13 protein-coding genes and 1 other RNA gene are annotated in these 18,229 nt (G+C 67.5%); 9 read left to right on the top strand and 5 right to left on the bottom strand.

The genetic code is table 11. From position 1 onward, the window contains the following. Positions 1-447 precede the first annotated feature (447 nt). The 7 genes from ITJ48_RS03835 to ssrA all read left to right on the top strand — a co-directional run bounded on the left by ITJ48_RS03835 (position 448) and on the right by ssrA (position 5,808). Positions 448-1,020: a hypothetical protein gene (locus tag ITJ48_RS03835; protein ID WP_194612466.1), complete on the top strand. Its 573-nt coding sequence runs from the start codon at positions 448-450 to the stop codon at positions 1,018-1,020. Positions 1,021-1,140: 120 nt separating this feature from the next. Beyond that, positions 1,141-1,746: a hypothetical protein gene (locus tag ITJ48_RS03830; RefSeq protein WP_194612465.1), complete on the top strand. Its 606-nt coding sequence runs from the start codon at positions 1,141-1,143 to the stop codon at positions 1,744-1,746. 11 nt (positions 1,747-1,757) lie between these two features. Then, positions 1,758-2,864 carry a peptide chain release factor 2 gene (gene prfB, locus ITJ48_RS03825; protein ID WP_194612464.1) on the top strand — a complete coding sequence of 369 codons (1,107 nt, stop codon included), beginning with the start codon at positions 1,758-1,760 and terminating at the stop codon, positions 2,862-2,864. Positions 2,865-3,045: 181 nt separating this feature from the next. Further along, positions 3,046-3,789: a cell division ATP-binding protein FtsE gene (gene ftsE / locus ITJ48_RS03820; RefSeq protein ID WP_123547268.1), complete on the top strand. Its 744-nt coding sequence runs from the start codon at positions 3,046-3,048 to the stop codon at positions 3,787-3,789. Beyond that, entirely contained in the window at positions 3,786-4,700 is a 915-nt protein-coding gene (gene ftsX, locus ITJ48_RS03815) for a permease-like cell division protein FtsX (protein ID WP_192041967.1), read from the top strand. The genes ftsE and ftsX overlap by 4 nt, the downstream gene beginning before the upstream one ends. Before the next feature lie 146 nt (positions 4,701-4,846). Next, on the top strand, positions 4,847-5,323 hold the full coding sequence (smpB, locus tag ITJ48_RS03810; protein ID WP_123546410.1) for an SsrA-binding protein SmpB: 477 nt from the start codon (positions 4,847-4,849) through the stop codon (positions 5,321-5,323). Between the two features lie 107 nt (positions 5,324-5,430). Continuing rightward, positions 5,431-5,808: a transfer-messenger RNA gene (gene ssrA, locus ITJ48_RS03805) on the top strand. Positions 5,809-6,019: 211 nt separating this feature from the next. Here the strand turns inward: ssrA and ITJ48_RS03800 are convergent. Beyond that, positions 6,020-7,519: a hypothetical protein gene (locus ITJ48_RS03800; protein WP_194612463.1), complete on the bottom strand. Its 1,500-nt coding sequence runs from the start codon at positions 7,517-7,519 to the stop codon at positions 6,020-6,022. Positions 7,520-7,788: 269 nt separating this feature from the next. After that, positions 7,789-11,175 carry a hypothetical protein gene (locus tag ITJ48_RS03795; protein ID WP_194612462.1) on the bottom strand — a complete coding sequence of 1,129 codons (3,387 nt, stop codon included), beginning with the start codon at positions 11,173-11,175 and terminating at the stop codon, positions 7,789-7,791. Positions 11,176-11,392: 217 nt separating this feature from the next. Here ITJ48_RS03795 and ITJ48_RS03790 point away from each other — a divergent pair, with 217 nt between their 5' ends. Continuing rightward, positions 11,393-12,442 carry an LCP family protein gene (locus ITJ48_RS03790; RefSeq protein WP_194612461.1) on the top strand — a complete coding sequence of 350 codons (1,050 nt, stop codon included), beginning with the start codon at positions 11,393-11,395 and terminating at the stop codon, positions 12,440-12,442. 59 nt (positions 12,443-12,501) lie between these two features. Next, positions 12,502-13,758, top strand: coding sequence for a nucleotide sugar dehydrogenase (locus ITJ48_RS03785; protein WP_194612460.1), 1,257 nt, complete (start codon positions 12,502-12,504; stop codon positions 13,756-13,758). Between the two features lie 58 nt (positions 13,759-13,816). Here the strand turns inward: ITJ48_RS03785 and ITJ48_RS03780 are convergent, their stop codons facing one another. From ITJ48_RS03780 to ITJ48_RS03770, 3 genes are all read right to left on the bottom strand, one after another. After that, positions 13,817-14,509: a glycosyltransferase gene (locus ITJ48_RS03780; RefSeq protein ID WP_194612459.1), complete on the bottom strand. Its 693-nt coding sequence runs from the start codon at positions 14,507-14,509 to the stop codon at positions 13,817-13,819. Between the two features lie 476 nt (positions 14,510-14,985). After that, the gene (locus ITJ48_RS03775; RefSeq protein WP_194612458.1) at positions 14,986-16,311 is read right to left on the bottom strand and encodes an O-antigen ligase; all 1,326 of its coding nucleotides are present in this window, start codon (positions 16,309-16,311) and stop codon (positions 14,986-14,988) included. Beyond that, entirely contained in the window at positions 16,308-17,447 is a 1,140-nt protein-coding gene (locus tag ITJ48_RS03770; protein WP_194612457.1) for a glycosyltransferase, read from the bottom strand. The genes ITJ48_RS03775 and ITJ48_RS03770 overlap by 4 nt, the downstream gene beginning before the upstream one ends. Between the last annotated feature and the right edge of the window lie 782 nt (positions 17,448-18,229).

The following is an 18,229-nucleotide window of genomic DNA, read 5'->3' as shown; positions in this document are numbered from 1 at the left end:
CCGTGCAGTGTAAAGAGGGGCCTCTCCTCCACCGGCGACGGATGAGCGATGTCGTCCCCGTGTCGGTGCCGCCCCCGAGCGGCAGCCCGGTGCCGGCCCGAGTCTCGGTCCGTGCGTCCACGACCCCTTCCCCCGTCCCTCGCCCTAGGTCCGTTCTCCGCTCAGGACGCCCGAGACGCAGGTGTACCGCCCCATCGGCTCCGCGCCGCCGACCTGAACAGTCCGCACCACGGTGTCCGGACGACGGTCGCGCCAGAGTCGATCGAGCAGCGGGCGGCTGCTCTCGGCGTCCTGCTCTGCGGCGACGAGTACTTCAGCCACGTGACGGCACTCGCGCTGTGGCATCTTCCTCTGCCCACCCGTCACGAGGGCGGCACCCTGCACGTGACCGGATCGACCACGCACCAGCGGAGGCGTCCGGGCGTGCGAGGCCATCGGCTCGCGCGGGTGCCGCGGCTGCACTCCCTCAGGGGACTCCGCGTCGTCGACCCCGTCGAGGCGTGGGTGCAGTCGGCCCCGCTCCTGTCGGTCGACGAGCTCGTGCAGGTCGGCGACGCGTTGGCGGGAAGGTGGTCGACGTTCGGCCCGGCCCGCGGGCGTGACCTCGCCGAGCTGGTCGACGCTGTGGAGCGGGCCCACCGGCGACCTGGTGTCGTCCGACTCCGGGCGGCCTCTGAATGGCTGCGGGCCGGCGTCATGTCACCCCGCGAGACGCTTCTGAGATTGATGATCGAGCGTGCAGGGTTGCCACGGCTCAATGTCAACGTGAAGCGCTGGACCGCGTCGGGGGCGTATCTCGGACGACCCGACCTCAGCGACGGACGGCGCAAGGTCGCGGTGGAGTTCGAGGGCGACGGACACAGGACGGACAGACGCCAGTGGCGTCGAGACATCGAGCGCGCGGCGCGGTTCGTGGACGACGGGTGGGCCTACCACCGGGTCACTGACGACCACCTCCGCGGGCCACTCGCCACAGCGTTCCTCGGCCGCCTCGCTCGCGACCTCGATGAGCGCCCCTGACGGTGGCCCTGACGACTTGCTTCGATGACTTGCCTTGATCTGTCACGCCGGAGGGGCCGGGGCAGCACTTCGGGGCAACTCGACGCCTCCAGGGTGTGGGGCGCGGGGCAGACTGGGGCGATGCAGATCTACTCGGCGTCGAACGCCGTCCGTGCTCGTCAGGTCGCCGGCGACGTCGTCGCCGTCGGGCTCGTCGTCGTGTTCGTGGGGCTCGGGCTCGCGGTCGCCGCCTTCGTCGGCGGCCTCGCCGAGCTGGGGCGCCAGATCGAGGAGGCGGGCGCCGGCTTCCAGGGGACGATGGACGACGCCTCGCGCGTCCTGGGCGGCATCCCGCTGCTGGGCGGCGCCGCGTCGGCACCGTTCGACGGGGCAGCCGGAGCCGGCCAGACGCTCGTCGACGCGGGCCGCCAGCAGCAGGACGACGTGGGGCGCGCCGCGCTCGTGGCCGGGCTGCTCGTCGGCGGGCTGCCGAGCATCGTGGTGCTGTGGGCCTGGCTTCGCGGGCGCGTCGCGTTCGTTCGCCGCGCCTCCTCGGTGCGGGGGCTGCTCTCGCTGCCCGGGGGAGAGGACCTGCTCGCCCTGCGTGCCCTCACCGGACGCGACGCCCGCGCGGCGCTCGCCGTCTCGCCCGACCCCGTCGCGTCGTGGCGGGCGGGCGACCCGGCCGTGGTCCGCCGCCTCGCCGACGTCGCGCTCCGCGAGGCCGGCGTCGCCCGACCCCGGTAAGCTCGACCACCATGATCGCACTGGACTTCTCTGAGCAGATTGCCGCCCTCCGGGCCACGTTCGAGGACATCCGGGCCGTGATCGGGCAAGACCGTCTCGTCGCCGAGATCGCCCAGCTCAGCGAGCAGGCGTCGGCGCCCGACCTCTGGGACGACACCGAGAACGCGCAGAAGATCACGAGTGCGCTGAGCCACCGCCAGGCCGAGCTCGAGAAGCTCGAGACCACCGAGCAGCGCCTCGACGACCTCGGGGTCCTGGTCGAGATGGCCAACGACGGCGACGACCAAGAGAGCGCCGACGAGGCGCAGGTCGAGCTCAAGGCCCTGCAGAAGATGATGGACACGCTCGAGGTGCAGACGCTCCTCGACGGCGAGTACGACCCGCGGCCCGCGGTCATCACCATCCGTGCGGGGGCCGGCGGCGTCGACGCGGCCGACTTCGCCGAGATGCTGCTCCGCATGTACCTGCGCTACGCCGAGAAGCACGGCATGGCGGCCACGGTGATGGACACGAGCTACGCCGAGGAGGCGGGCATCAAGAGCGCGACCTTCGAGATCGACGCGCCCTACGCCTTCGGCACCCTCAGCGTCGAGGCAGGCACGCACCGCCTCGTCCGGATGAGCCCCTTCGGTGCGGCAGGCAAGCGCCAGACGAGCTTCGCCGCCGTCGAGGTCATCCCGCTGATGGAGGAGACGGAGGCGGTCGAGATCCCCGAGAACGACATCCGCGTCGACGTCTTCCGGTCGTCGGGCCCCGGCGGCCAGAGCGTCAACACGACCGACTCGGCCGTCCGACTCACCCACATCCCGACCGGCACCGTCGTCTCGATGCAGAACGAGAAGAGCCAGATCCAGAACCGGGCCGCGGCGATGCGCGTGCTGCAGTCCCGCCTCCTGTTGTTGCAGAAGGAGGCGGAGAACGCCAAGAAGAAAGAGCTCGCCGGCAACATCACGGCCAGCTGGGGCGACCAGATCCGCAGCTACGTCCTCGCGCCGTACCAGATGGTGAAGGACCTGCGCAGCGAGCACGAGGTCAACAACCCCTCGAACGTGTTCGACGGCGACCTCGACGGCTTCATCTCGGCGGGCATCCGCTGGCGCAAGCGCGACGACGCCTGAGCCGACGGCGCCTGAGCACGGCGCGAACGAGGCGCGAACGAGGCGCGGGGGAGTCACGAAGGACGCGCGGTGCGCGACGGCACCGCGCCTCCTCCGCGCTCTCCCAGCGCTTCCATAGGCCCGTTCGAGGGGCGAGTCGCGACCGCGATCGACGCGGCCCGCGCTTAGGGTGATCCCCGTCATGATCCGTTTTGATGAAGTCACCAAGGTGTATTCCGGCAACCCCCGGCCGGCACTGAACTCGGTCACCCTCGAGATCCTCAAGGGCGAGTTCGTGTTCCTCGTCGGCGCCTCCGGCTCCGGCAAGTCCAGCTTCCTGCGCCTCGTGCTCAAGGAGGAGAAGCCCTCCAAGGGCCAGATCCACGTGCTCGGGCAGAAGCTCGGCGTGCTCTCGAGCCGCAAGGTCCCGTACTTCCGCCGCAACCTCGGGGTGGTCTTCCAGGACTTCCGCCTGCTGCCGCAGAAGAGCGTGTTCGACAACGTGGCCTTCAGCCTGCAGGTGATCGGCAAGAGCAAGGGCTTCATCCAGGAGGCGGTGCCCGACGTCCTGAAGATGGTCGGCCTCGTGGGCAAGCAGCAGCGCCTGCCGCACGAGCTCTCGGGCGGCGAGCAGCAGCGCGTGGCCATCGCCCGCGCCATCGTCAACAAGCCCTCGATCCTGCTGGCCGACGAGCCGACGGGAAACCTCGACCCCTCGACCAGCGCCGGCATCATGACGCTGCTCGAGCGCATCAACGCCGGCGGCACCACGGTGATCATGGCGACGCACGACGCCGGCATCGTCGACCAGATGCAGCGCCGCGTGATCGAGCTCTCGGCGGGCAACATCCTCCGCGACGAGCGCCACGGCGGCTACCAGACGCAGGCGGTGCCCATCCAGGCCATCGGTGTGGAAGACCTCAGCCTGAGGGGAGCGGACGAATGAGACTCGGACTCGTCCTCAGCGAGGTCGGCAGCGGCCTCCGGCGCAACGTCTCGATGGTCGTCGCGGTCGTGCTCGTCACGTTCATCTCGCTGACCTTCGTCGGCACCGCGGCCCTGCTCCAGCTGCAGATCAACCAGATGAAGGGCTACTGGTACGACAAGGCCCAGGTGGCTGTCTACCTCTGCACCGAGACCGACACGACGGGCAACTGCACGGGCGCCAAGGCCACGCAGGACCAGATCGACGGCGTCGAGGCCCAGCTCAGCAGCCAGGTGCTCGCGCCGTTCGTCGACCGGTCGTACTTCGAGACCCAGGACGAGGCCTACGCCCGCTTCACGACGCAGTTCGCGGACAGCCCCGCGACCGAGTTCGTGCAGCCCTCTTACCTCAACGAGACCTTCTGGGTGAACCTCAAGGACCCGACGCAGTCGGACGTCCTCACCGAGAGCCTCTCGAGCCTCGCCGGCGTCCAGAGCGTCGTCGACCAGCGGGGTTACCTCGACCCGATCTTCTCGGTGCTCAACGCGGCGAGCTACACGGCCATCGGCATCGCGGTGCTGATGCTCATCGCGGCGGTGCTGCTGATCGCCACGACCATCCGGCTCAGCGCCTTCAGCCGACGGCGAGAGCTCGGCATCATGCGGCTGGTGGGCGCGTCGAACAGGTTCATCCAGACGCCGTTCATCCTCGAGGGCGTGATCGCCGCGTTGGTGGGCTCGGTGCTGGCTGGCGGTGCCCTGATCGCGATCGTCAACTTCTTCGTCAAGGGCTACCTCGTGACGACCTTCGCCTCGACGCCGTTCATCGGGCTGCGCGAGACGGCGATCGTCGTGCCGGTGGTGGTCGTGATCGGCATCGCGCTGGCGGCGCTGTCGGCGAACGTCGCCATCAGGCGGTACCTCAAGGTCTAGCGACGCCACGGCGTCGCGAGGCGGGTGCCCGCAGGAGGCGCGGTGCAGGGAGACCTGGACCGCGCCTCCTTCGCTGTCTCGCTCATGTAGACTGACAGGCTGCCTGATCGCGGGCAGACCATCCCACGAACGACCGGAGGCAGAGCGTGGCGAAAGAACGCGGCGAGAAGGTCGTGGCCACCAACCGTCGGGCGCGCCACGACTACCTGATCGAGGACACCTACGAGGCAGGCATCGTGCTCAGCGGCACCGAGGTGAAGTCGCTGCGGCAGGGGCGGGCGTCGCTCGTCGACGGCTACGCCTTCGTCGACGCCGGCGAGGCCTGGCTCGACGCAGTGCACATCCCCGAGTACACCGAGGGCACCTGGAACAACCACGCGCCCCGACGCAAGCGCAAGCTGCTGCTGCACAAGCAGCAGATCGTCAAGATCGGGCAGAAGACGAAGGAGGGCGGCTTCACGGTCATCCCCCTCAAGATCTACTTCAGCGACGGGCGAGCGAAGGTCGAGATCGCGGTCGCCAAGGGCAAGCGCGAGTACGACAAGCGGCAGACCCTGCGCGAGCGCACGGCCACCCGCGAGGCGCAGTCGGCGATGTCGGCCCGGAAGCACCTCGGCGAGTAGAGCTGACGGCACCGGGCGGGTGGATTCTTCCCTGCGGGGCAACTACACTCGTCCACAGCGACAACGGTTCTTCATAAATCAACAGAGTGTGACAACGGCCCCCTCATGGGGATGATCGGTTTCGACATCGCCTGTGTGCGAACGAGAAGCGGGCCGAGGATCCAGGGTTATCTCGTTAACGATCTCTGGAAAACAATAAGTGCCAATAACAAGCGCACTGACTTCGCTCTCGCTGCGTAAGCAGTAGAGCCACATGGAGTCCGTCAGTCTGGTGACCGCCTTCTAACCAGAGCCTGACGTCATCTAGAGGGCTTGCTGCGTGACTACGCCTGAGGGTCACGCGGGACTTGCACTCGGGCTGGGCTCGTCGACCTAGAAGCCAGTAGCGAAGGTCGGAGCCGAGCAGAACGTCTCATCTGGCTACGCCCGTAGAATGCGTGCAATCTCAGCGATGGACGGGGGTTCAATTCCCCCCATCTCCACCACCGGGCCGTCGTCACACTCTGTTCCGTCGTCGCGACGACGTAGGCCCCCTCCCGCACCGGGAGGGGGCCTACGTGGTTCCGTGGGAGCTCGGACCGGCGCACCCCGCGGGGCGGCCCGCAGGAGGCGCGGCGCCCGGACACGAGGAAGGCCCCCGACCGTGTGGTCGGGGGCCTTCTCCGTGTGGTGCGGTGTCGCGTGCTGCAGTCTGGACTACTCCGAGTCGGAGCCCGTGACGGTGGCGAGCTTCGCGCGGCGGCGAGCCGCGAACGCGAGGCCGGCGCCGGCGAGGGTCAGTGCTGCACCGAGGCCCAGGGCGAGGCCCTGGTCGTCGGAACCGGTGTAGGCCAGGCCGGACGGGGTGCGGACGGGGGTGACGGCAGCGGCGACCGCGGTGGCGGCGACGACGCTGAAGTCGACCGCGTTCGAGTCGCCGGAGATGCCGGTCAGGGTGCCGTCGGCGTCGACCGTGAACGCGAAGGCGACGACGGTGAAGCTGCCGGCCTTGACGTTGCGGAGGGTGCTGGTCCAGTTGCCGGCCGCGTCGACGACGATGCTCTCGTCGGCGATGGCCTCGTCGAAGGCAGCGGACGACTCAGGCGACTGGCCCTTCGGCAAGACCACGTAGCCGATGTTGTTGCCCGGCGTGCCGGTGCCCGAGATGACGACGTCGGAACCGACGATGACCTGGTCGGGGATCGGCGACGTGATGACCGGAGGGGCGAGCACGGTCGGGGTGACCGGGACGGCCGCGACGGCAGGCAGGTTGAAGTCGCGCGTGACGGTGTTGTCGAAGCCGCTGCCGCCGACGAAGCCGCTGACGAAGACGGTCTGGGCGACGTCGTCGTCCTCGGTGTAGGCGACCTCGATGGAGAAGGTCGTGCCGTTGCCGAGGTTCGCACGGCCCAGCTCGGCGCCGTCGGCGTCGTCAGCGTTCACGATGACGGTGGAGCCGGCAGGAGCGGTGCCCGTGAAGGTCACCGTGCGCGAGCCGGTCGTGGTGCCCTGGGCGGGCGCGTCGAGGACGAGCGTCTTGGCCGGGGCCGGTGCGACCACTGCGGGCAGCGTGATGTCGCGCGTGACCGGGTCGATGCCGCTGCCGCCGACGATGCCGTTGACGGAGAGCGTCTGCGCGACGGCGTCGGCGTCGGTGAACGTCACCGGGATCGAGTAGGTGTTGGCGTTGCCCAGGTTCTGGCGGCCGAGCTCGCGACCGGCGCCGCTGACGATGACCGTCGAGCCCTGCGTGGCCGTGCCGGTGACGTTGAAGGTGCGGCTGTCGACAGGACCTGCGGCCGGCGCGTCGATCGTGATGTACTTCGCGATCGGCAGGTTGAAGGCGCGGGTCACCGGGTCCTCGAAGCCGCTGAACCCGATGTCACCGGTGACGTAGATGCTCTGAGCAGTCGGTGCGGTCACGGCGTAGGGGGTGAGCTGGACGCTGAAGGCGCCGCTCTGACGGTTCGTGACCGTGCGGCCGAGCTCGGTGGTGCCCGAGGCGTCGGTGAAGACGCGGATGTTGGCGCCGGCTGCTGCGGTGCCGGTCACGGTGACGGTACGGCTGTCGGTGGTCGAGTTGACGGCCGGAGCCGTGACGACGAGGTTGCCGACAGCGGCGCTGGCGGCGGTGGAGGTGAGGAGAACCCCTCCGAGGGCGAGAGAGAGCGCAGCCGGAACGGCCAACGCACGTCGCCAAGAGAACTTGGTGGTCACGTGTGTGCTTTCTTGATCGGTGTACAAGCGACATTGCTCATCACCCGAGCCCAGCGCCGGGGAGATACGCGAAGAGAACTCATGAAAAGTCCCCCTGTGGAAAGACTAAGCAAAGACGACGGGTGTCGTCACCATGGACGGGTGAGGCGGGGGGCGGTCTGCTCGTGCGGAACGGGTGAGGGTGGGGGTGAGAGCCCCGGAGAACGGCGGCCGAGCATGCAGGAGGGGCACGACGCGACGCGCCGTGCCCCTCCTGTTCCGCCCCGAGGTCATCGACGCTGGTGTCGCCCCCCGCCCGTCCGGAGGCGCGCGACCGATATCGCACCGGCCCCGGCGACGAGCAGCATCGCCGCGACGCTCGCGAGCCAGGCGCTCTCGGACCCGGTGAAGGCGAGTCCGGGACGACCGGCCGTGGTGCCGCCGCCGTTCCCGACACCGGGCCCCGTGCCCGCTCCCGGGCCAGGAACGACGGGGCCGGGTGCGACGGGACCCGTCCCCGGGTCGACAGGCGGCGTCGTGGGGTCGGTCGGCGACGTCGGCACCGGTCCGGCCTCGACCGCCACGACGGCGGCGGGCGAGGTGACGAGCGTCCCGTCGGGGGCGGTGCCGGTGGCGCTGGCCGTCGTCGGCACGGTCCCGTCGCCGGCGGCGGCGGCGGTCACGTCCCTGTCCGTCACCGTCCGCGTCGCGGTGAAGGTCGCCGACGCGCCGGGTGCCAGGTCAGCGGACTCGGGAGACAGGCCCTCGGCGTCGGGGTCCGCGACCGAGACGCCGGTCAGGCTGACCGTGCCGTCGTTGCGGACGACGTAGCGGTACGTGACGACCTCGCCCTCGTCGGCCACGCCGTTGCCGTTCGTGTCGGCGAGATCGGCCGTCACCTCGATCGAGAGTCCGCCGGTGCCGGCGGTGACCGGCGTCGGGATCGCGAGGGAGGCCTCGGCAGACGACACCGCGCCTCCTTCGGGGTCGGTGCCCGTCGCGACCGCGGTGGCGCCGAGGTCGGTGCCCGCGTCGACGTCGGCCTGCGTCACCACGTAGCTGCCGGTGACGGAGGCGGAGGCGCCCGGTGAGAGGGACGCGGGCGACGCGGTCGTGACCGGGGTGCGCGGAGCCGTCACGCCGAGGCCCGTGAGGGTCACGGTGCCGGTGTTGGTCGAGGTGTACGTGTAGGTGATCGTCTCGCCCGCGTCGGCCGTGCCGTTGCCGTTCGCGTCGTCGAGCACGGCCGTGAGCGTCAGGTCGAGGTCGGCCTGCGCGGCGAGGAGCGGCGTGCTGCCGGAGGCCTCGGGGCTGTCGACGGCGGTGCCCTCCGGGGTCCGGCCCGTCGCCGTGGCGGTGACGACGAGCGGGTCGCCCGCGTCGACGTCGGCCTGCGTGACGGTGCGGGCAGCGGACGTGAAGCGGACGGTGCCGCCCGGGGCCGCGGCGCCGTCGCCGACGCGGACGGGCTGCAGCACGCCGGGGCCGGTGACCACGATGCCGGTGAGGCTCGTGTTGCCCGTGTTCGTCACGACGTACGAGTACGAGATCGTCTCGCCGGGGTCGGCGACGCCGTTCTCGTTCGTGTCGTCGAGCACGGGGACCACGTCCACGGACAGGGCGTCGTCGGCCGCGGCGGTGACGGTCTGGACGGACGCCGGCGGGCTGGTGAGCGGGCCGTCCACGCCGTTGGCGGAGGCGGTGGCCGTCTCGGTGACCGGGTCCGGGCTGTCGACGTCGGCCTGCGTGACGGTCGTGGTGGCCGTGTAGGTCACGGACGCACCCGGCGCGAGCGAGGCAGGGTCGCCGCTCAGGACGACGACGCCGATGCCGCGCGTCGGGGCGAGGGCCACACCGGTGAGGGTGCTCGTGCCCGTGTTGGTCACGGTGTACGTGTAGGTGATGACGTCGCCGAGATCGGCCAGGCCGTCGCCGTTCGCGTCCGTCGTGAGGGCTTGCTCGACGCCCAGCTCGAGCAGGTCCGAGGCCGTCAGGAGGGGCGTCTCCACGACCGAGGGACCGCTGGCGGCCGTCAGCCCCGAGGGCGACGACCCCGTGGCGGAGGCGGTGTTGACGAGCGGGCCGCCGGCGTCGACGTCGGCCTGGGTCACGGGGCGGTCGGAGGTGAAGGTCCGGGTGCCGCCCACGGCGAGGACGATCCCGGTGGTGTCGACGGCAGGGGCGCCTCCCGTGTCGACGGCGAGGTCGCCGAGGGGCGTCTCGCCGGTGTTGGTCACGGTGAAGCGGTAGCGGATCGTGTCGCCGGGGCCGGCGACGCCGTCCCCGTCGGCGTCGATCAGCTCGGCGGTCTGGGTCAGGCCCACAGCGGGCTGCAGCTGGTCGAGCGGCGCGGTGGCCGTCGAGGCGGCGCTGGCGATGGCGGCTCCGTTGCGGGAGTCGACGGCGGTGGCGGTCGCCGTGTTGGTGAAGGTCGCGGCCTGGGCGTCGGCGGCCGTCACGGTGTGCCCGCCCGTGCAGACGGCGGTGGCTCCGGGCTGGCCGACGGGGGCGAGGCTCGCCACCGGGCAGGTGACGTCGTCGGCGAGGGCGTCGCCGATCGCGAGGGAGTCGAGGCGGACGATCGAGGTGTTGCTGACGGTGAACGTGTAGGGGATGCGGTCGCCGACGGCCCAGCCCTCGGCCGGAGCCGTGCCCGAGACGGACTTGACCAGGTTGAGGGCGCCGAGCTCCTGCACGGACGAGACCGCGAGGTTGCGGATCAGGTGCACGTCGGTCGCGCCGCCGGTCGAGCCGAGGAACCCCAGCTTGTAGGTGTCGGGGGCGGCGTCGGTCATCTGGTGCTCGAGCACGCGCAGGTAGCCGCTGCCGTCGTGGAAGTCGATGTCGACGGTGACGAGGGGGAGCGCGTCCGGGCTGAGGGTCACCCGAACTGAGTCGCGGCTGGTGTCGTCGGCGCCGGTGCCGCGCAGCGAGCCCGGCAGCGTCGAGGCGAACCGGTCGCCGCCGGTGTTCGCGCCGACCGTGCCGGCGAGCCAGCAGTAGCCGGTGGTGCCGCTGCCGGGGCCGCGGAGCGACACGGCGTTCGGCACGAAGCCGGGGCCGACCTCGGGCGGGGTGCAGGTGGAGTCGCGCAGCTCGGTCGGGTTCGCGTAGTTGCCGTAGGCGTCGAGGCCGATGCCGACGTAGCCGCCGACGACGCCGGGGTCGCCGTTGCGGTTGCCGTAGCCCAGCGACCCGCCGTCGGCTCCCGTCATCGTCAGCTGCTCGTTGCCGTCGGTGAGGAAGAACCCGATGCCGTCGCCTCCGTCGCCGCCGTCGGGACCGTACTGCCACTGGTCGAACTCGACCACCAGGCCGCCGTTGCCCGGGATGGCCTGGTTGTAGACGACGCCGCCGCGACGGAAGCCGCTCTCGGCGTTCAGCTGCAGGAAGCCGGGGGTGCCGACCGCGGGCGACCCGCTCAGGTCGGTGCACTGAGACAGGTTGCTGCTGCCGGCCGGGGCCGCCGCGGTGGCGCCCGTGAGGCACGCGTCGTTCAGCCCGCGCCAGGCAGGATCGGCGATCGAGCTGCCGGTGAACGACTCGGTCAGGAGGGGCGTGCCGGCCGCGTGGGCCGGTCCCGCGACGAGGAGGGCGGGGGAGACGGCGGCAGCGGCGACCGCGAACGCGACGAGCGTCCGGGTGAGCCGGCCACGCCGGGGCGCGACGCTGTGCATGGGGATCCCGATCCGTGATGGCCGCCCTGCGGGGTGATCTTCGGCGACGTGAGAAAGTGTCACACGGAGGCGCGGGGTCGGACAAGGAGTCCCTCACCCTCCAGACCCGTGCGCTCGGGAATCGGCCACGGTCGTCGTCTGGCTGAGGCCTCGCCGTTGTTATGATCGACGGGACGCTGGGCGAGAGCCGCGCCGGGGTCGTAGGGGGAACGGCTTCATGAGCGACATCTTCACGCTGACGGCCGACGACGGTGACGGCCCGGCTCCGGAGGAGCGGCCGCGACGGAAGCGTCGCCTCTCGAAGGGGGCCAGGGCCCTCATCGTCATCGCCTCGGTCGTCGTCGGGGTGCTGCTCATCGCGGTCATCGGTGCCGCCGTCTACGCGTCGCGACTCGCGAACACCTTCGACGACAACGCGACGAAGATCGAGCAGGCGTTCCCCGAGGAGACGACCAGGCCCGCACCGGTCGAGACCGGTGCCATGAACATCTTGCTGATGGGATCCGACTCGCGGGCCGACGAGACGACCATCGACGACCCGTCGTCGTCCGACCAGCGCACGGACTCGATGATGTTGGTCCACGTCGACGCCGACCGCGAGAACGTCTACGTCATGTCGATCATGCGCGACCTCTACGTGCCCATCCCGGGCAACGGCGAGAACAAGATCAACGCCGCCTTCGCCTACGGCGGATCGCCCCTGACCGTGCAGACCGTCGAGCAGCTGCTCGGCGTCCGCATCGACCATGTCGCCATCATCGACTTCGAGGGCTTCAAGGGCATGACGACGGCGCTCGGGGGAGTGGACGTGCAGTCGCCCCAGGCGTTCTCGGCCGGGCAATTCTCGTACGAGGAGGGGGTCAACCGTCTCGAGGGAGACGCCGCTCTCGCGTTCGTGCGGGAGCGCCACGCCTTCGCCGACGCCGACTTCACGCGGGTGAAGAACCAGCAGGCGTTCGTCAAGGGCCTCGCGAACACCATCCTCAGCCGGTCGACCCTCACCGACCCGGGCAAGGTCTCCGCCTTCGTGACGGCCATGTCGCCCTACCTGACCGTCGACCAGGGCTTCGACGTCGGGACGATCGGCAACCTCGCCTTCAGCCTCCGCAACATGGACGCGACCACCATGCACTTCTTCACGATCCCGACGGCCGGCACCGGCAGCGTCGGCGGCCAGTCGATCGTCAACGTCGACCAGGCCGGGCTGGACGTAGTCAAGCAGGGCTTGGCCTCCGACACTCTCGACGTACTTCCCGCTGCGCAGTAGCGGTCTTAAATTGGCTCGTCACGGTCGAGGTCGAGCGCCACCAACAAGGGGATCAGCAAATGAAGACTGTCGTCGTAGGACAGGGGTACGTCGGGCTGCCCGTCGCCATGCGGGCCGTGGAAGTCGGTCACGACGTCGTCGGCGTCGACCTTGATGTGGCGCGAGTCGAGTTGCTGCAGAGCGGGACGTCCTACGTGGACGACATCTCGAGCGAGACGCTCACGGCTGCCCTGGCGGGCGGGAGCTACGTCGCGACGATGGATTACGCGGACGTCGCCGGCTTCGACGTCGCCGTCATCACCGTGCCGACGCCCCTACGGGACTCGCTGCCCGACCTCAGTTTCATCGAGATGTCTGCCGCCTCTCTTGCTCCTCTGGTCCGGGCCGGGAGCACCGTCGTGCTCGAGTCGACGACGTACCCCGGGACGACCGAGGAGCTGCTCGTGCCGATCCTGGAGCAGGGTTCGGGCCTGGAAGCCGGCACTGACTTCTTCGTCGGATACAGCCCGGAGCGGATCGACCCAGGCAACAAGACCTGGGGGTTCGTCGAGACACCCAAGGTCGTCTCAGGCATCAACGACGATTCGCTCGTGGCCGTCCAGGGGTTCTATGACCAACTAGTCGAGACGACTGTCCCCGTGTCCGGCACCAAGGAAGCGGAGCTCACAAAGCTGTTGGAGAACACTTTCCGGCATGTGAACATCGCGCTCGTCAACGAACTCGCCATCTTCGCCCATCAACTCGGTGTCGACGTCTGGGAGAGCATCGAGGCAGCGTCGTCAAAGCCCTTCGGCTTCATGAAGTTCACGCCGGGCCCGGGTGTCGGCGGGCACTGCCTCCCCGTCGATCCGAGCTACCTTTCCTGGCAGGTTCGCCAGAAACTGGGGCAGAGCTTCCGGTTTGTCGAACTCGCCAATGACGTGAACGATCACATGCCTGATCACGTTGTTCAACGAGTTGTTGCGATGCTCAACGACGAGTCGAAGGCTGTTCGAGGAAGCAAACTCCTGCTAGTTGGGCTTGCATACAAGCCGGGGACGGGTGACGTTCGAGAGGCCCCCTCGAAGAGGATCATCGAACTTCTGCAAAGCATGGGTGCGGAAGTCTCGGCCGTGGACGGCCATGTCGAAGATCACCGTTGGCCGGCCACGGTTGGAAAGATCGAGGATCTGACCCCCGTTGTGGCCGACACGTCCGATCTCATCGTCGTGTTGACGCACCATCCCGAGTTGTCATTGCGTGTCCTTGAGGAGACTCCTACGCCTGTCTTCGACTCACGAAACATACTCCGGCGACCGGGCGTCGTTCAGCTCTGAATGCGGGAGCATTGCGGCTCCGGCGATCGCCCGAGCCCTACGTCAACGTATGCCGACACTATTCAAGCATCTGGAGGAGGTGCGCTCCAGCCTCGCCCTGCCAGAAATCGAAGGACTGGGCGGCGCGCTGTCGCATGGCGTTCTGGTCCTCTCGGCTCAACGTCGTCACCGTTCGGATAGCGCTAGCCCAGGATTCCGCTAGGGAATCGTCCACGACGATCCCAGCACCGTGCGTTCTTATTCGCGTGGACCAGGGTGTCGTGTCGGCTACGACGATCGGGCAGCCGACGGATAACGCTTCGACTATGACGTGCCCAAAGTTCTCTCCCGCTGTGGGAAGAGCGAGAAGCGTTGACGAGCGCACAGCATTTAGGATCTGCTCGTGCTCGGTGCTGCCGTGGAAGGCGATCTCATGGGACAGATTGGCCGCGAGCACTTTGCAACGCTCGACGTAGGCAGCGTCTTCCTCAGCGCCATAGACGTCGAGGCGTAGGGGCTCAGCCACCTGGCTCAGCGCCTCGAGAAGAAGCGCCAACCCCTTGTGCGGCACGAGGCGACCAACGAAAACGATCCGTGCCTCGCGCGGAGCCGATGTCACCTCCGCAGCGGTAGCGAGGAGTGTCTCGTTGCGTCGAATGAGGACACGAACCTTTTGCCCGAGGTGTCGCTTGATGTCGAGCTCCTCCAGTTCGGAGGACGCGTGGAAAGTGACACGGCGGTGCTGTCCCAGCACGCGGTAGACAGTTGTCAACAGTCGCTTCTTCGCCCCTCGCCGCCCGAGAGCCCCGATCCCCAACTCGCCCCGTGTAGCAATAACGACCCGAGGCGTCCTGCAGTTGAGAAAGGCAACTAGCTGGGGAACCAGTGAGAACTTCCAGTTGAAAAAACTGTTCAAGTAAACGACGTCTGGATTGCGCATTGGGATAAGTCGCCAAAGCCCGACAAGTCCGACGAGGTTATCGACACTCGCATAGAAAGTCGGAATCCCCGACCACGTCGACCATTCGTTGTTGCGCACGGGTAACCGACCGGTTGCTCCTAGATCGCGATCCGACGTCGCGACGCACACCATCCAGCGATCAGGAGCGTTCTTGACGAAGGCCGCCAAGGACCGGATTGGCCCCCCACCATCGGTGGCGGGAGGGAAGTATGGCGCGTACGCCAGGGCCAGGGCCGAGGCCGAGGCCGAAGCGGGCGTGTCGGATCGGCCATCTGGCGGCGCGACGTTCATCTGGGTGCTCCCTGTCTCGTGCTGGTGATCCTGCTCTCATCTCCGTATCTGCTCGTCGCACGAGCCCCGATAGGTTTAGGCCGAGCATCCGTGCGGACTGCAATCCAGAGAAGCAGGAAGACGCCGAGAAGCGGACTGACCGGTGACAGCAGCCAGCCCTCAAACACGCTGTGCACGATGGCTGAAAGTCCCAGGGCGACAGCCGCCACTCCTCTTCGCGCTCCCTCTATGAGCAGGACTAGCCACATCGCAACCACAGCGGCAACTCCCACCAGACCTGCTTGAGCCAAAGCTCGAAAGGGGCTGCTCGCAATGATCGATGATTCGTTGCCCACACCCACACCGATAAGCGGATTGGTCAAGAAGGCGCCGATAGCTGTTGCAGTCGAGTCGGAACGTGAATCGTTGAAACGCAACAAGCTCGATAGTGGATTAAAAAGCGCCGGATTTACTGTAAAGGCCAGCGCGACGGCAGCGCCTGACCCAAATAAGACAACGATTGTTGTGATCACACCACGCCTGAGGACGAGGATGGCGATCACGAGGACCAGAGCGAGAGCGCTGGCGCGACTTGCTGTCAAGACCAAGGCGACGACAGCGATTGCGAGAAGGGCAGCACGCCATCGGATTTGCCGCACAAGAATCAAGGCAGCTGCCCCCAGCAAATAAGCGAAGAACCCCAAGGTGTTGGCGTTTTCCATGAAACCTCGGAGCCTGCCGTTTTCAAAGCCGGCTGAAGGCACCGCAAGACCATAGAGCAATGATGTTGAGACGAGAAGACTCAAGGCGAGAACGAGCCCTCTGCGTAGATCGGGATCAGCCGCACCCTCTGTTCTCACGACCGTTATCAACAGGATGCCAAGGCCTGCGGTATAGAAGAGGAACGTGAGGATCTGCCCGTGAAACGCAGCGCCGACTAAGAAGTAGCTTCCGAGACTCGCGCCGACGACATAGGCCCACTTACGGCTGTGCGACCCCACGGCGTCAATCGGCCGCTCTGGTCGGGGTCGCGAGGCCAGAAGGACGATTACACCGAAGCCGACTATACGGAGCGCCACCGAAATGACAGACGCGCCCTCCAATGATGAAATCGCTGTCGAGGATGCCGCGATGATGAGCAGTGCGCCTGCTGCATAGCCCAATGAATGGCGAACGGTGGTTGAGAGCGTAAGAGAGATAACTCCGAATAGAGCGAGAACAAGCGCGAGCCCGAGGCGCAGATCGATGAAAAGCGTCGCATAGAGAACGGCCACGCCGACGCAGACGGTACCGACGAGCCAGGCAACGTCACGTGCATAGGCTTTGCGTTGATGAGTGCTCATGATTCGTCTCCCCGATTGGTGACCGCGTTCCGCCAAGGCGGCGCTATCTCAGCCTGAGGATCACGGATTAACTCGGCCAAGTACGAGGCTGCAGCTCGAGCAGAAGTCTTTTCCCTCGCCCAAGCGGCCAGATCTCGTCTAGCTTCGGGGGAAACTCGACCGGCGTCCAAGGCTGCAGCAAGCTGACGACGAAAGTCGGCCCTCGATTGGGCGGCGAATACCCGCCCCGCGAGGGGAGTCGACACGAGGTCGCAAGACCCTGCCGCCGAGCTGACCAATACCGGTGTGCCGACGCTGAGCGCCTCGTTGATTACTGCTCCCCAGCCGTCGTAAGCGCTCGGAAGGACGAGTAGGTCTGCAGTCACGAGCACGTCAGCCACGGCGGTGTTGGGTACTGTGCCGAGCAATGACACATCGGCGTGTCGGGCCTGAGACGCCGAGCGGGATACGGCGTCTCGGAGGGGGCCGTCCCCGATGACCGTTAGGCGCCACGTGTTGTGCGGAATGGCCAGCAGGGCTTCGAGGAGGAGCTCCGGGCGCTTGAGGTCGATGAGTTCGCCGACGAAGACGACGTGGACGGGACCTGTCACTGGCTGTGTCGTCTCGAACGTCCGCGTTCGCGACTCCACAAAGTAACCGAATTCGGCTTTCCGCACGGTGGAAGGCAGTAGACGATTGAATTGCTCTCGTGCCTGACGCCCGATGGTCAGCACGGTGTCGACGCCGGTAAGGCGATGACTGCGCCAGAAAAACCTCGCGTGCCTGGCAAGACCGGAGAGCCCGCGGGTGTCGAAGGGTTCTGTCGAGATCAGGACTTGCCCGTGAGGTCGTCTTCGAACGAGCCGACGTGCAGCCGCGACCATCGGGTAAGCATCGAGGCCCGAGAACACATGCGTTGTCTCAGGGCCGAGCTCTTGGACGAGTTGGTTGAGGGCGGCCGCCGAAGGTGAGGTCACCACATCCGCGGTCCCAAAGTCAGCTTGTCCCCATCCCATGGATCGGCGTGCCTCGCTGAGTCCGTCTTGCGTTACGACGAGGACACTGAGCCCCAGGTAGCCGAGTTCTCGAACCAGCGGCCCCTGATGAAGGGAGATGGTGTTCTGCCAGAAGACGATGTCGTGGGCGTTCTGGGTCATGGGGTTCTCCGGGCGGAGCAAAGTGCGAGGCCAGCGCACACGAGCGAGAACGCGCCAGCCGCAAAGCTCGTCACCGTCAAGGGGACAACGGAACTTGTGATAGCTCCGAGAGCAAGGAGCAGGCTGAGAATCGGCACACTCGGTTCTTTCAAGGAGTTCCTTCCACTGGTCGCCACGAAGTAGCTCATGAAACCGACGAGAGTTGCGATACCTGCTGCAAGGTCAGCGGGAAGCGATGTCTGCAGGAGGGCTAGCAAGAAAAGTACGGACACGCCGGCGGCGAGTGCTGTTCGTACAGCAAGCGAACGAGCGCGAAGGCGTAGTTGGAGCAACCAACCTGAGGCTTGTCCCAGGCCAGCGAAGCAAGCTGCCGCGCTGAGAAGGACGAGAACCGGGATGTTGACAAGATCGGGAGTCACGGCTAGTGACGCGGCAAACCCGTTAAGTGCGCAGAAAACAGAGATGCAAGCTGCCCCCACGGCCAACATGAGGTGCTGTGTTACGCAAATCCGAGATCGGACGGTGTCATGGCTACCGGCATCCCAGTCGCGCCGAACCCCGGGATACAGGGCAGTCAAAATGAGTCCGACTATTGCCGCGCAGGTCAGCGTCGCTAGTTGTGACATCGCGGAGAAGTCAGCCGCTGCGGCTGATCCTACCCAGCCCTGGAGGACTACGAGGTTTGCACTCGTCAAGACCGTGACGCCTAGGCTCGCGGCGGCTAGAAGATAGCCAAGCCGTCTTGGCCAGGGACTCTGAGTCGTGAACGCAGCTCGAAGAGA

This window comes from Frigoribacterium sp. VKM Ac-2530, assembly GCF_015350835.1.
Classification (GTDB): Bacteria; Actinomycetota; Actinomycetes; order Actinomycetales; family Microbacteriaceae; genus Frigoribacterium.
This window is presented reverse-complemented; position numbering and strand designations above follow the sequence as displayed.